At 59.7% G+C, this 12,741-nt stretch carries 16 protein-coding genes; 10 read left to right on the forward strand and 6 right to left on the reverse strand.

Annotated elements, in window-relative coordinates; genetic code table 11:
* Positions 1–108: 108 nt before the first annotated feature.
* From trmD to ylxM, 6 genes are all read right to left on the reverse strand, one after another.
* The gene (gene trmD / locus ACTOZL_RS00780) at positions 109–870 is read right to left on the reverse strand and encodes a tRNA (guanosine(37)-N1)-methyltransferase TrmD (RefSeq protein WP_482476134.1); all 762 of its coding nucleotides are present in this window, start codon (positions 868–870) and stop codon (positions 109–111) included.
* 4 nt (positions 871–874) lie between these two features.
* Entirely contained in the window at positions 875–1,366 is a 492-nt protein-coding gene (rimM, locus tag ACTOZL_RS00785) for a ribosome maturation factor RimM (RefSeq protein ID WP_482476135.1), read from the reverse strand.
* A gap of 91 nt (positions 1,367–1,457) precedes the next feature.
* Positions 1,458–1,688 carry a KH domain-containing protein gene (locus ACTOZL_RS00790; protein ID WP_482476136.1) on the reverse strand — a complete coding sequence of 77 codons (231 nt, stop codon included), beginning with the start codon at positions 1,686–1,688 and terminating at the stop codon, positions 1,458–1,460.
* 12 nt (positions 1,689–1,700) lie between these two features.
* Positions 1,701–1,940 carry a 30S ribosomal protein S16 gene (rpsP, locus tag ACTOZL_RS00795; protein WP_320844406.1) on the reverse strand — a complete coding sequence of 80 codons (240 nt, stop codon included), beginning with the start codon at positions 1,938–1,940 and terminating at the stop codon, positions 1,701–1,703.
* A gap of 63 nt (positions 1,941–2,003) precedes the next feature.
* A complete protein-coding gene (gene ffh, locus ACTOZL_RS00800) occupies positions 2,004–3,359 on the reverse strand; it encodes a signal recognition particle protein (protein WP_482476137.1) in 1,356 nt (451 codons plus the stop codon).
* 2 nt (positions 3,360–3,361) lie between these two features.
* Positions 3,362–3,733 (reverse strand): YlxM family DNA-binding protein, encoded by a 372-nt coding sequence (gene ylxM, locus ACTOZL_RS00805; protein ID WP_482476138.1) that lies wholly within the window; start codon positions 3,731–3,733, stop codon positions 3,362–3,364.
* Between the two features lie 234 nt (positions 3,734–3,967).
* Between ylxM and yfmF the strand changes: the two genes are divergently transcribed.
* The 10 genes from yfmF (at position 3,968) to ACTOZL_RS00855 (ending at position 12,727) form a co-directional block, all read left to right on the forward strand.
* Positions 3,968–5,242, forward strand: coding sequence for an EF-P 5-aminopentanol modification-associated protein YfmF (gene yfmF / locus ACTOZL_RS00810; protein WP_482476139.1), 1,275 nt, complete (start codon positions 3,968–3,970; stop codon positions 5,240–5,242).
* 3 nt (positions 5,243–5,245) lie between these two features.
* Entirely contained in the window at positions 5,246–6,526 is a 1,281-nt protein-coding gene (gene yfmH / locus ACTOZL_RS00815; protein ID WP_482476140.1) for an EF-P 5-aminopentanol modification-associated protein YfmH, read from the forward strand.
* Complete coding sequence (gene lgt, locus ACTOZL_RS00820; RefSeq protein ID WP_482476141.1) at positions 6,523–7,401, forward strand: prolipoprotein diacylglyceryl transferase; 879 nt, start codon at positions 6,523–6,525, stop codon at positions 7,399–7,401. Before yfmH ends, lgt begins: the two co-directional genes overlap by 4 nt.
* Before the next feature lie 9 nt (positions 7,402–7,410).
* A complete protein-coding gene (folD, locus tag ACTOZL_RS00825; RefSeq protein WP_482476142.1) occupies positions 7,411–8,250 on the forward strand; it encodes a bifunctional methylenetetrahydrofolate dehydrogenase/methenyltetrahydrofolate cyclohydrolase FolD in 840 nt (279 codons plus the stop codon).
* A 148-nt stretch (positions 8,251–8,398) separates the two neighbouring features.
* Entirely contained in the window at positions 8,399–8,770 is a 372-nt protein-coding gene (locus tag ACTOZL_RS00830; RefSeq protein ID WP_482476143.1) for an Asp23/Gls24 family envelope stress response protein, read from the forward strand.
* A 216-nt stretch (positions 8,771–8,986) separates the two neighbouring features.
* A complete protein-coding gene (gene nusB, locus ACTOZL_RS00835) occupies positions 8,987–9,475 on the forward strand; it encodes a transcription antitermination factor NusB (protein WP_482476144.1) in 489 nt (162 codons plus the stop codon).
* Between the two features lie 2 nt (positions 9,476–9,477).
* Positions 9,478–10,422 carry a tRNA (adenosine(37)-N6)-threonylcarbamoyltransferase complex transferase subunit TsaD gene (locus ACTOZL_RS00840; RefSeq protein WP_482476145.1) on the forward strand — a complete coding sequence of 315 codons (945 nt, stop codon included), beginning with the start codon at positions 9,478–9,480 and terminating at the stop codon, positions 10,420–10,422.
* Positions 10,415–11,635, forward strand: a complete 1,221-nt coding sequence (xseA, locus tag ACTOZL_RS00845; RefSeq protein WP_482476147.1) for an exodeoxyribonuclease VII large subunit — start codon at positions 10,415–10,417, stop codon at positions 11,633–11,635. Before ACTOZL_RS00840 ends, xseA begins: the two co-directional genes overlap by 8 nt.
* Positions 11,617–11,850, forward strand: coding sequence for an exodeoxyribonuclease VII small subunit (gene xseB, locus ACTOZL_RS00850; protein ID WP_482476148.1), 234 nt, complete (start codon positions 11,617–11,619; stop codon positions 11,848–11,850). Before xseA ends, xseB begins: the two co-directional genes overlap by 19 nt.
* A 4-nt stretch (positions 11,851–11,854) precedes the next feature.
* On the forward strand, positions 11,855–12,727 hold the full coding sequence (locus ACTOZL_RS00855) for a polyprenyl synthetase family protein (RefSeq protein WP_482476149.1): 873 nt from the start codon (positions 11,855–11,857) through the stop codon (positions 12,725–12,727).
* Positions 12,728–12,741 lie beyond the last annotated feature (14 nt).

Genomic DNA, 12,741 nt, shown 5'->3' on the forward strand with positions numbered 1-12,741 from the left:
TCCATAATACCGCCCCCAGAGCAAAATGGCCAGCATATTTCGCGTTCCAAATGTAAACTACAGGTTGCGCCAGGAAAAATGGCAGCAGACAAAACCGCCTGCTGCCATTTAGCGATCCTTTTCCTCCGCCTCTAACTCTTTCAGTAGCTTCTGATCTGCCTTGGAGCTGAGGTCCAGGGCGGCGTACATATCCGGCCGCCGCTCCCGTGTGCGCAGGATGGCCTGCTTCCGCCGCCACTTGGCCACGTTGGCGTGGTGCCCAGAGAGGAGGATAGGGGGGACTGTCCGCGCATGCCAGACCTCTGGACGGGAGTATTGGGGGTATTCCAAAAGCCCGTCCCAATGGCTCTCATCGGTGAAGCACTCGGGGTCTGAGAGGACACCGGGAACCAGACGGCACACAGCGTCCGCCAGGGCCATAGCGGGAATCTCCCCGCCGGTGAGCACAAAATCTCCCAAGGAGATTTCCTCGTCCACGCACTCGTCAATAAAGCGCTGGTCAATCCCCTCGTAGTGGCCGCAGACCAGGATCAGGCTGTTGTACTCCTGTTGTAGGCGTTTGGCATCCGCCTGTTTGAACACCGTCCCGGCAGGGGAGAGGTAGATGGTGTGGATGGGCCCCCCGGCCTCGTCACAGATGTGCTTCCAGCAGTGGTACAGGGGGTCGGCTTGCATCACGGCACCGTGGCCGCCGCCGTAGGGATAGTCGTCCACCTGCCGCTGCTTGTTGCGGGTGTAATCCCGGATCTGGTGGCAGTCAATGCGGATGATATTCCGTTCCTGGGCCCGTCCCAGGATGGATTCACAGAGCATGTCCCCCACCACGTCAGGGAAGAGGGTCATGATATGGATGTGATAGCAAAAGTCCATGTTGTCACATCCCTTCGATGAGGCGGACCAGGACATAGCCCTCGTCCACGTTGGTCTCTTGGATGAATTCCGGCACAGCGGGGATCATGTGCTCCTGGGCCCCGCCCTTGACCACGTAGACGTTGCTGGCCGGGGGAGTGAGCACGTCGTGGATGTGTCCCAGGACTTCGCCGCTGGCGGCGTCCCGGACCTCTAGCCCCATGAGGTCTGCCAGAAAGAAAGCCCCTTCTTCCAGCTCCACATCCTCCCGGTCGATGTAGACCACCTTGTCCCGGAGCCGCATAGCGGCGTTGACGTCGTCCACCCCCTCAAACTTCGCCAGGACGCAGTTCTTGTGGACCCGGGCAGAGCGCAGCTTCACCGGCTGCTGGTCGATATACAGCGTTTCAAAGGGCAGCAGAAAGGTCGGCTCATCGGCCCAGGGGAGAATTTTGACCTCCCCGGCGATGCCATGGGTGTTGACGATTTTTCCCGCTTCCAGATAGCGATGCTTCAAAGAAACCCCTCCTTTGGACAGAAAAAATGGCAGTGCTACCGCGCCGCCATTTTTCACAGCCTGTAGCCATCCAAGTTGGCATACAGCAATCTCAATCTACGATTTCGACGGAAACCTTCTTGCCCTGACGCTGGGCGACAGAGCGCATCAATGTGCGGATTTCCTTCGCAATGCGGCCCTGACGGCCGATGACCTTTCCCATATCATTGGGATCGACCCGGAGCTCAAGGACAACGTTACCGTCCGCTTCCGTCTCCTGTACGTCCACGGCCTGGGGATGTTCCACCAGATTTTGGGCGATATAAGTGAGCAAGTCCTTCATGTGCCCTCCAAATCAGATGGCGTTGGCTTTTTTCAGCAGAGCCTTGACAGTCTCAGTGGGCTGAGCGCCGGTCTTGATCCATGCCTGAGCACGCTCGGCGTCCACCTTGATGGCAGCGGGCTCCTGCAGGGGATCGTATGTGCCGATCTCTTCGATGAAGCGGCCGTTGCGGGGATAACGGGAGTCGGCAACCACGATGCGATAGAAGGGATTCTTCTTGGAACCCATTCTGCGAAGTCTAATCTTAACCATGTTCCTTCACCTCCAAAAGTGTTCATTCTTTCTATGGAACCGTGTGGACACGGGAACCAATCGTTACATGTGAAAGGGCATACCGCCGGGGAATTTCCCGAACTTACCCTTCCGGCGCTTGCCGGACAGCTTGCCCATCTGTTTGGTGAGCTGTTGCATCATATTGAACTCCTTGAGCAGACGGTTCACGTCCACCACCTGAAGCCCACAGCCAGCAGCAATGCGCTTCTTCCGGCTGCTGTTGAGCAGGGAGGGGTTCTCCCGCTCCTGGGGGGTCATGGAGAGGATGATCGCCTGGGTGTGGGCCAAAATCTTTTCATCCACGGTCACGCCTTCCAGAGCCTTGGCGTTCATCCCCGGCATCATGCCCAAGAGCTCATCCACCGAGCCCATCCCCTGGACCTGGGCAATCTGGTCGTAATAATCCTGAAGGGTGAAACGGTTCTTCTTCAGCTTTTCCGCCAGTTCCTGGGCCTTTTCCATGTCGAACTGCTGCTCTGCCTTTTCAATTAGGGAGAGCACGTCGCCCATGCCCAAAATCCGGGAGGCCATGCGGTCGGGATGGAAAACCTCAATGTTGTCCAGCTTTTCCCCGGTGCCCACAAACTTGATGGGCTTGCCGGTGACGGCTTTGATGGAGAGGGCCGCCCCGCCCCGGGCGTCGCCGTCCAGCTTGGTGAGGACCACGCCGTCGATTTCCAGGGCGTCGTCAAAGGCTTTGGCGGCATTCACCGCGTCCTGGCCGATCATGGCGTCTACCACCAGCAAAATCTCGCTGGGGGAGACCTCCTCCTTGATGCTTTGCAGCTCCGCCATCAGCTCCTCGTCGATGTGGAGCCGGCCGGCGGTATCCAGGAACACCATGTCGTTGCCGTGTTTTTTTGCGTGGGCAATGGCCTCCTTGGCTATGGTTACAGGATTCTCCTGGCCCATCTGGAACACCGGCAGATCCAACTGCTTGCCCACCACCTCCAACTGCTGGATGGCAGCGGGACGGTAGATATCACAGGCCACCAGCAGGGGGCGCTTGCTGTTTTGCTTGCGCATCAGGGCGGCTAGCTTGGCGGCGTTGGTGGTCTTACCGGCGCCCTGAAGTCCCACCATCATCACAACGGTAGGGGGCTGGGAGGCGATGTTGATTTTAGCGCTGCCCCCGCCCATGAGTTCGGTTAGCTCCTGGTTGACGATTTTTACGATGGCCTGGGCGGGGGTGAGGCTTTCCAACACCTCGCTGCCCACAGCCTTTTCGGTGACGCTTTTGATGAAATCCTTGACGACCTTGTAGCTGACGTCGGCCTCCAGCAGGGCCAAGCGGATTTCCCGCATGGCCTCCTTGACGTCGGCCTCAGACAGGCGGCCTTTGCCCCGCAGCTTTTTGAATGCGGAGGAGAGCTTTTCCGTTAAACCTTCAAATGCCATAGTCAATCCTTTTCCAGCGCTTCAATGGCTTTCCGCAGCTGCATACACAGCACTTGCACTTCCTTGTTGCTCTCCAGCTTTGCCCGGTTCAGGGCTTGGAGCTGGTCGCACAGTTCGTGGAGAGCAGCGGTACAGCTCCGGGTGTGTTGATGGCGCTGGATGAGGCCGGTCTTTTCCTCGATGTCCTCCAAGGTGCGCTCTGCCCGGACGATGATATCCCGCACACCCTGGCGGGTGATATCGTAATTTTCCGCGATCTCCGCCAGGGAGAGGTCGTCATTGTAGTATAGGTCGAAGAACTCTTTTTGCCGCTGGGTGAGCAGGTCGCCGTAGAAATCATAGAGCATGGCCATGCGATAGGCTTGACTTTTCATGGGCGTGCCTCCCTGTGTGTGGCGTGTAAAGCTGTTCTCCTTTACAACAGTAGCTATCCTACCCTAAATGGCTCCGTTTGTCAAGAGGAAATTGTATCAAAACCGTCTTTTTTGGATAGGATTGCCGTAGAGACGCCGTACCCCGCCGATGTTTTTTGCAGCTTTACTTTTTCCTCTAAAATATGGTAGAATAAGAGCCACGATATTGGCATGACCCAAAGGAGGACCTTTCCTATGATAGAACGCACCTTGGCCCCTGGTGTCACCCTGCGCCTGTTGCGCACCAGTAAGTTTAAGACCTCCATGCTGGCGGTCACGTTCCTGGAGCCCTTGCGGGAGGAGACCGCCGCGCTCAATGCTCTCTTGCCCAAAGTCCTGCGCCGGGGCACCCGACAGTACCCAGACCTAGAGGCCATTTCCGCCGGGCTGGACGAGCTCTATGGTATGAGCTTGGAGCCCATTGTCCGGAAAAAGGGGGAGGTCCAGTGCCTTGGCTTCTGGGCCAGTGTGTTGGACGACGCATTCGTCCCCGGCCAGTCCAGCATTTTGGAGGAGGCCGCCTCCATGCTGGGGGAGATGGTCCTCCATCCCGCCGGGGAGGGGGACGCGTTCCTGCCGGAGTATGTGGACAGTGAGAAGGCAAATCTCATTGATAAAATCCGTGGGGAGATCAACGACAAATTGCAATACGCCCTCTCCCGCCTGCGCAGCCAGATGTGCCAGGGGGAGGCCTATGGGGTGAACCGTTACGGCAGTGAGGAGAGCGCCCAGACCATCACCGGGGAAGCCCTGTACCAGCGCTACCGGACGTTGTTGGAGACGGCGCCCATGTACTTGTACTATTGCGGCAGCGCTGAACCGGAGCGGGTGGAGCAGGCGTTCCGGGCTGCGTTCGCAGAGCTGCCCCAAACGCCCCGGCAGCCCATGCCCCAGACCCTGGCCCTGGCGAAGCCCCAGGGCGATCTGCGCCGCTTCTCTGACCGCTTGGACGTTACCCAGGGCAAGCTGATTTTGGGCTTCCGCCTGGGGGGCAGTGTGCGGGAGTTGGAGGCCACCGCCCCGGTGATGGTCCTCCACGCCCTCTATGGCGGCAGCACGAATGCAAAGCTCTTCCTGAATGTGCGGGAACGGCTGTCCCTGTGCTACTTCGCCTCAGCGTCCTTGGGTTTGAGTAAGGGCATCATGACGGTGTACTCCGGTGTAAAGTTTGAGGACTTTCAAAAAGCGGAGGAGGAAATTTTGGCCCAGTTGGAGGCCTGCCGCCAGGGGGAGATCACCCAGGAGGAATTGGAGTCCGCCCGGCGCACGGTGGCGGGCAGCCTGCGTACCACGCTGGATTCCCAGGGCAAGCTGGAAGAGTACTGGCTCAACCGCTTTGTCACCGGCACCACCTACACGCCAGAGGAATTGGCCCAGGCGGCGGAGGCCGTTACCCTCCAACAGGTGGTGGCCAGCGCACAAAGCATTCAACTGGACAGCATATACACCCTGCGGGGAGAGGAGGACTGACGGATGCGTAAGATTGAGTATCAGACCATAGGGGAGACCCTTTACGAGGAGGCTTTGGAAAACGGCCTGCGGGTATTCGTCTTTCCCAAGCCGGATTTTGGACAGTGCTACGCGTTCTTTGCCACCCGCTACGGGGGGATGGATACCCGCTTCCAGCTCAATGGCAAGTGGTTGGATACCCCCATGGGTATTGCCCACTACCTGGAACATAAGATGTTCGACACCCCGGAGGGGAATGCCCTGCAAACCCTCTCCGCCACCGGGGCCTCCCCCAATGCTTTCACCAGCACCGCCATCACTGGCTACCACTTCTCTTGTACCGACCACTTTTGGGAGAACCTACGCACCCTGCTCTCCTTTGTCTCCGTGCCCTATTTCACCCAGGAGAGCGTGGAGAAAGAGCAGGGCATCATCGGGCAGGAAATCCGCATGATTGAGGACAATCCAGACTGGCAGGTGTTCCATCTGCTGTTGGAAGCCCTGTATAAAAACCATCCTGTGCGCAACTCTGTGGCCGGGACGGTGGAGTCCATCGCGGATATCACCGCCCAAACCCTGTATGACTGCCATGAGGCGTTCTATACCCCCGCCAACATGACCCTGTGCGTGGCGGGAAATGTGGACCCGGAGCGGGTCTGTGCCATGGCCCGTGAGATTTTGCCCCAGGAGAAAAAGGAGCCCATCCCGAGAGATTGCGGGGCGGATGAGCCGGAGGCGGTTTGCCTCCGGGAGACCGGCAAAACCATGGCGGTCTCCGCGCCCCTGATGCAGCTGGGGATAAAGGGGAAGGCCGCAGGGGACGGCGCGGAACAGCTACACCAAAAGATTTTGGGAGAGCTGGCCTTGGAGGCCTTGGTGGGCGCTTCCAGCCCTCTTTACGCCAAGCTCTATGCCCAGGGGCTCATCAACAGCGGCTTTTACTGTGGATATATGGACTATCCCGGCTGTGCTTTCCTGGTGGCCGGGGGGGAGAGCAAGGACCCGGAGGCAGTGCGGGATGCCATCCTGGAAGAGGGTGCGCGGATCGGGCGGGAAGGGCTGGACGAAGCCCTCTTCCAGCGCTTAAAGAAGTCCGCCTATGGCAGCTATGTGCGCAGCCTGAACTCCTTGGAAAACCTCTGTGTGGAGCAGGCCCGGGGCTATTTCTCTGGACAGGACCCCTGGACCTTCCCTGACATCTTTGCTTCCCTAGAGCGCCGGGACGCGGAGAGCTTCCTCCGGGACTGGATCCGCCCGGAGCAGACAGCTCTGACGGTGATCCGGCCAGGGGAGGGGAAGGCGTGAATACCGTTGCGTTCCCCGGCCTGGGACTAACCTTCCACTTAGACCGGGTGGCCCTCTCCCTGGGCAGCTTTCAGATTTACTGGTATGGGGTCATCATCGCCCTAGGGGCTGTGCTGGCAGTGTTCTTTTGTATGAGGACAGGGCCCCGCCTGGGCATCCGGGGCAACGACTTTTTGGATGTGCTCCTGTTTGCCCTCCCCGGTGGCATCCTTGGGGCCAGGCTATACTATATCATCTTCAACCCCTCCCTGTATGTGAAAGCCGGCGGGGGGATCGACTGGGCGGCCTGCGTAAACATCCACAAGGGCGGGCTGGCCATTTACGGGGGCATCCTGGCGGGGACCCTCATCGTCTTTTTGGTATCCCGGCACAAAAAGATTCCCTTCCCCGCCATGGTGGACCTGTGTACTTTCGGCCTGCTCATTGGGCAGATTGCCGGGCGCTGGGGGAACTTCGTCAACGTGGAGGCCTACGGTGGGGAGACAGACTTGCCCTGGCGCATGGGGATTGAGACGGCCCAGGGCTATTGGGAGGTCCACCCCACCTTCCTCTATGAGTCCTTGTGGAACCTGTTGGGCTTTTTCCTGTTGCTCCTGGTGCTGGGGAAAGGCCTGCGCAAGTTCGATGGAATGCTGTTTTTGCTCTACCTTGCCTGGTACGGCTTTGGCCGGGGGCTCATTGAGGGCCTGCGGACGGACAGCTTGTATTTTTTCGACTCGGGCCTCCGTGTCTCCCAACTGTTAGGTTTTGCCAGTTGTGTGCTGGCCTTGCTCCTGCTGGTCTGGAAGCTGAAAAGCCGTCCAGACCCAGGGGCGCTATACGTAAACCGACACAGACCAATCAAAGAAGAGAAGCCAAACCAGGAAACAAGATAGGAGATCACTATGGCAACGATTTTGGACGGAAAGGCCCTGGCGGCCAAATGCAAAGAGAACGTGAAGAAAGAGGCGGCTGCCCTGGCCCGTACCCCAGGCCTGGCGGTAATCATTGTGGGGGATAACCCCGCCAGCCGGGTATATGTCAACAGCAAGCGGAAGGACTGTGAGGAGTGCGGCTTTTTCAGCGAGGAATACGCCCTGCCTGCCTCCACCACCCAAGAGGCGCTCATTGACCTTATCCACCAGCTCAACGGCCGGGAGGAGATCGACGGCATCCTCTGCCAGCTCCCCCTGCCTGACGGCATCGACGAGGAGGCGGTACTCATGGCCATTTCCCCGGAAAAGGATGTGGACGGCTTCCACCCCATGAACATGGGGGCCCTGCTGGTGGGGAAGGAGGGTTTCCTGCCCTGCACCCCCTACGGCATCATGGAGATTTTGGCGGAATACGGCATCGACCCCAAGGGGAAGCACTGTGTGGTCATCGGCCGCTCCAACATCGTGGGCAAGCCCATGGCCCTGCTGCTGCTGCAAAAGCACGGTACCGTAACCGTCTGCCATTCCCGGACCACAAACCTGAAGGAAATCTGCCGTCAGGCGGATATCCTAGTGGCTGCTGTGGGTAAGGTGAACATGGTCACCGCAGATATGATCAAGCCCGGCGCAGTGGTCATTGACGTGGCCATGAACCGCAACGAGGCGGGAAAGCTCTGTGGGGACGTGGACTACACGGCTGTCTCCGCCATGGCTTCCGCCATTACACCGGTGCCCGGGGGCGTAGGCCCCATGACTCGGGCCATGCTCATGAAAAACACCCTTCTGGCAGCCCAGAAGCACCAGGGCTGAGGGGAATTTTGGATAAATCGGGAAGGGGGGACTTGCCCCCCTTCCCGTGATATGATATAATAGAATATATCAATAAACTTGGTCAATTTTATGGGCTGATTCGTCTTTTCCCGCCCCTGGGCGGTGGAAGAGTTTGGAGGATATTGCTATGAGCGAAAGCAGAGAATACTACTCCCGCAGGGAGGAGTTTGGCGACGTGTACATCTCCGAGGAGGTCTTGGAGACCATCGCCGGGGCTGCCACCATGGAGGTGGAGGGTGTCATTGGTCTCACCGGCGGCACCATGAGCGAACAGCTTTTGGGGCGAAAAAAACTCTCCAAGGGGATTTCCATCCATTGGGAAGAGGACAACATCACCGTGAGCGTGTCCATTGAGATCCGCTATGGCAGCATCATCCCCCAGGTGGCGGAAAAGGTGCAGGAGGCGGTGATGAGCAGCGTGGAGGCCATCACGGGCTTGCATGTGGCGGCGGTCAACGTCCGGGTGGGCGGCATCGCCTTTGAGAAAAAGGAAGATTGAGGACCCTGTCAGACATGAGGCCTGCGGCGCGATCTGCCGTAGGCCTCTTTTTGGGACAGGGGGTCGCTTTTTGACAAACAAGGCGGCAAAACTTTTGAAAAATTCAGGCGGAAAGTGTCTATCTTTTTTGTATATTCATGTATATAATAGCAGTAAGTTAGTATATGCAGGCCGCTGTGGGCAGCGGCCTTGCGTCCATAGCAGGAGGGGCCGACTATGACCAGATCCACCGCACGCGAAATTGCCATCCATTGTTCCTATTCCCTGGGCTTTTCCACCCAGTCTGCCGACCAGCTTTTGGAACGGCGGCTGGACCGGGAGGCTTTCCTGGCCTGGGGAGAGGAGGACGAGCTGTATCAGGAATATCCCAACGAAAAACAGCTCCAATATATTCAGAATTTGGTCCACGGTGTGGCGGGCCATGGCCCAGAGCTGGACCAGTATATCAGCCGTCACGCCAAGAACTGGGCCTTCTCCCGCATCCCCCGCACCGCCACAGCCATTATGCGGGTGGCAATGTATGAAATCTTGTATATGCCGGAAATCCCCAAGGCGGCGGCCATCAACGACGCTGTGGAGATTGCCAAGAAGTATGAGGACGAGAAGGTGGTCTCCTTCGTCAACGGCATCCTGGGGGCCTTTATCCGGGAGGAATTTCCCGATGAGGTTTCCCAAAAGTCGGGGACAGAACAGGAGGAGCTCTGAGCATGGCCGGGGTACTGGGGCTGGACACCAGCAACTACACCACCTCCGCCGCCTGGTTTGACGGGACCCAGGGGGACAACGTGGGGAAGCTCCTGGAAGTCCCCCAGGGCTCCCTGGGCCTGCGGCAGAGTGAGGCCCTATTCCAGCATGTGAAGCGCCTGCCGGAAATCCTCGCCGCCTTAAAAGGAACAGGCCTGCCGGACAAGCTCTCTGCCATCGGTGCCAGCACCCGCCCCCGGGAGGTGGAGGGCTCTTATATGCCCTGCTTCCTGGCGGGGAGCGCCCAGGGGCAGGGGATGGCCCAAATCCTCTCCCTGCCCTTTTACCCCTGCTCTCACCAGCAGGGGCACATTGCTGCCGCAGCCTGGTCTGCCGGGCGGCTGGACCTGCTGGACCGGCCCCACCTGGTGTGGCACCTCTCCGGGGGCACCACGGAGCTGTTGTATGTGCAGCCGGAGGGGGCCAGCGTCCAGGGGACCGTGATTGGGGGCAGCTCGGATATCTCCGCCGGGCAGCTCATCGACCGGACAGGGAAACGCCTGGGGCTGGCGTTCCCGGCGGGAAAGGCGGTGGATGCCCTCTCCTTACAGGCCCAGAAGAAGGAGAGCTTCCCGGTGAAGGTGAAAGCACGGAGCTTTTCCCTCTCCGGCATCGAAAATAAAATGAACGCCCTGGCGGAACAGGGAAGGGCCACGGAGGATATCTGCTGGTATGTGCTCCAATGTATCATCCGGGCGGTGGAGACTGCCACCAAGCAGGCTTTGGAGGCGTACCCCGGCCTGCCGGTGCTTTGCGCCGGTGGCGTGGCCTCCAACGCCCTGCTGCGGGAGGCCATGACCAGGGCTTGCCATGCTGTCTTTGCCCCGCCCCGGTTCTCGACAGACAACGCCATGGGTGTGGCCGTCCTCACGTGGAGGCGGCAGCAAGAGGAAGAGAATCATGACTGAACCCATTTCTGTCACCGCGCTGAACCGCTATGTCAAGCAGCTGTTGGATCGGGACGTACTGCTGTCCCAAGTCCTGGTGCGCAGTGAGATTTCCAATTATAAAATGTATCCCTCCGGCCACCACTATTTTTCCCTCAAGGACGCGGAGAGCAGCGTCCGCTGTGTCATGTTCCGGCGGGAGGCGGCGTCCCTGCGTTTCCGCCCAGAAAACGGGATGAAGGTGATTGTGTCCGGCCGGGTATCCGTGTTCCCCCGGGACGGTGCCTATCAGCTCTATTGCAGCACCATGGTCCCGGACGGGGTAGGGGATTTGGCGGCGGCTTTTGAGCAGTTGAAAAACCGGCTGTATCAGGAGGGCTTGTTTGATCCCGCCCATAAAAAGCCCATTCCAGCGTATCCCCATACCATCGCCCTGGTGACGTCCCCCGCCGGTGCCGCAGTGCGGGACATGCTGCGCATCTTGGGGGCCCGCTATCCCTTGGCCAAGGTGCTGGTGGTCCCGGTGCGGGTCCAGGGGGAGGAGGCCCCAGGGGAGATCACCCAGGCCTTGGACCTGGTGAACGCCTGTCAGGCGGCAGACCTGATCATCACTGGCCGGGGCGGCGGCTCCATGGAGGACCTATGGGCCTTCAACGATGAGGGGGTGGCCCGGGCCATTTACCGCTCCCACATCCCGGTGATCTCTGCTGTGGGCCATGAGCCAGACGTGACCATTGCCGACTTCGTGGCGGACCTGCGGGCCGCTACCCCCTCCAACGGGGCGGAGCTGGCGGTGCCAGACCAGGCGGAGCTGCGGGAAACCCTGCTCCACCAGTATGCCCGGCTGCAAAAGGGGATGGAGCGGAGCCTACAAGGCCGGCGGGAGCATCTGGACCGTTTGGCCAGCAGCCCCTTCCTGCGCTCACCCCTCCGGTCCGTCCAGGAGAAGCGGATGGCCCTGGATTATCTGCACCAGCGTTTGTTCCACATTGGGGAGCGGCGCTTAGGGGCAGAGCGGGAGCGTTTGGGCCGTCTGGCCGCAGGGCTGGACGCCTTGAGCCCATTTAAGGTCTTAGGCCGGGGCTATGCTATCACGCAGACAGACGACGGCATCGTCGTCTCTACCATAGAACAGGTGGCGCTGGGGGAGGCCCTTCAGGTCCGCCTGGCAGATGGGACCCTGCACTGTACCACCCAGGGAAAGGAGAAACACACATGGCAGAAAAAAAGCTGAGCTTCGAGGAGGCCATGGCCCGCCTGGAAGCCATTGTGGCCCAGTTGGAGGCAGGGGAACAGCCCTTGGAGCAGTCCCTATCCCTCTATGAGGAGGGGGCCAAGCTGATGAAGCAGTGTACGACCCTGCTGGACAAGGCAGAGCAGAAGGTGATGAAGCTGCGCTTGGCGGAGACCGGCGAGCTGGAAGAAGTCCCCTTTCTACCCAAGGAGTGAGTGTATGGAGTTTTCCCAACAACTTGCCGCCGGCCAGGCGCGCATAGAGGAGGCCTTGGCGGCCTGTGTTCAACGCTTCCCTGCCCACGGCCAGTTGAAGGAGGCCATGGGCTATAGCCTGCTTTCCGGGGGAAAGCGCATCCGCCCTGTGCTGGTTTTGGAGGTCTGCCGCCTGTTTGGCGGTGAGATGGAACCGGCGCTTCCCTTTGCCTGTGCTTTGGAAATGGTCCATACCTATTCCCTGATTCACGACGACCTGCCCTGTATGGATGACGACGACCTGCGCCGGGGCAAGCCCACCTGCCACAAGGTTTATGGGGAAGCCCTGGCGGTGTTGGCCGGGGACGGCCTGCTCACTGAGGCCTTTGCTGTGCTCAGCAGAGCGGAGCTCTCCCCAGAACAGGTCTGCCGGGGGACGGCCTGCTTGGCCAAGGCCGCCGGCCCTGCGGGGATGGTAGGGGGCCAAGTCCTAGACCTGCTGGGGGAGGGGAAGGCCCTGGACTACCAGGAGATCATTGCCATAGAATCCTTGAAAACCGGCTGTATGATTGAGGCGGCCGCCCGGCTGGGGGCCATTGCCGCCGGAAGCACCCAGGCCCAGGAGGATGCCGCGGCAGCCTATGCCAGAAAGATCGGGCTGGCGTTCCAGATTCGGGACGATGTGCTGGATGTCATGGGGGACGAAGCGGAGCTGGGGAAGCCCATCGGCTCTGACCAGGAAAAGGAAAAATCCACCTTCGTGGCGCTGAAAGGCGTGGAGGCCTGCCAGGGGCTGATTCAGTCTCTGACCCAGGAGGCGGTGGAGCAGTTGCAGCCCTATCCTGGCAGCGAATTTCTCTGTAGCCTTGCCCGGCAGCTGGCCAGCCGGACCAAGTAAGGAGGCGGCTAGTT

Source organism: Evtepia sp., from assembly GCF_056797215.1.

What these genes read in the sequence shown, in the direction of transcription:
- trmD (WP_482476134.1), bottom strand. Translation starts at nt 870, where the DNA reads ATGGACTTTTGCTATCACATCCATATCATGACCCTCTTCCCTGACGTG.
- ACTOZL_RS00790 (WP_482476136.1), bottom strand. Translation starts at nt 1,688, where the DNA reads ATGAAGGACTTGCTCACTTATATCGCCCAAAATCTGGTGGAACATCCC.
- rpsP (WP_320844406.1), bottom strand. Translation starts at nt 1,940, where the DNA reads ATGGTTAAGATTAGACTTCGCAGAATGGGTTCCAAGAAGAATCCCTTC.
- ffh (WP_482476137.1), bottom strand. Translation starts at nt 3,359, where the DNA reads ATGGCATTTGAAGGTTTAACGGAAAAGCTCTCCTCCGCATTCAAAAAG.
- ylxM (WP_482476138.1), bottom strand. Translation starts at nt 3,733, where the DNA reads ATGAAAAGTCAAGCCTATCGCATGGCCATGCTCTATGATTTCTACGGC.
- yfmF (WP_482476139.1), top strand. Translation starts at nt 3,968, where the DNA reads ATGATAGAACGCACCTTGGCCCCTGGTGTCACCCTGCGCCTGTTGCGC.
- yfmH (WP_482476140.1), top strand. Translation starts at nt 5,246, where the DNA reads ATGCGTAAGATTGAGTATCAGACCATAGGGGAGACCCTTTACGAGGAG.
- folD (WP_482476142.1), top strand. Translation starts at nt 7,411, where the DNA reads ATGGCAACGATTTTGGACGGAAAGGCCCTGGCGGCCAAATGCAAAGAG.
- ACTOZL_RS00830 (WP_482476143.1), top strand. Translation starts at nt 8,399, where the DNA reads ATGAGCGAAAGCAGAGAATACTACTCCCGCAGGGAGGAGTTTGGCGAC.
- nusB (WP_482476144.1), top strand. Translation starts at nt 8,987, where the DNA reads ATGACCAGATCCACCGCACGCGAAATTGCCATCCATTGTTCCTATTCC.
- ACTOZL_RS00840 (WP_482476145.1), top strand. Translation starts at nt 9,478, where the DNA reads ATGGCCGGGGTACTGGGGCTGGACACCAGCAACTACACCACCTCCGCC.
- xseA (WP_482476147.1), top strand. Translation starts at nt 10,415, where the DNA reads ATGACTGAACCCATTTCTGTCACCGCGCTGAACCGCTATGTCAAGCAG.
- xseB (WP_482476148.1), top strand. Translation starts at nt 11,617, where the DNA reads ATGGCAGAAAAAAAGCTGAGCTTCGAGGAGGCCATGGCCCGCCTGGAA.
- ACTOZL_RS00855 (WP_482476149.1), top strand. Translation starts at nt 11,855, where the DNA reads ATGGAGTTTTCCCAACAACTTGCCGCCGGCCAGGCGCGCATAGAGGAG.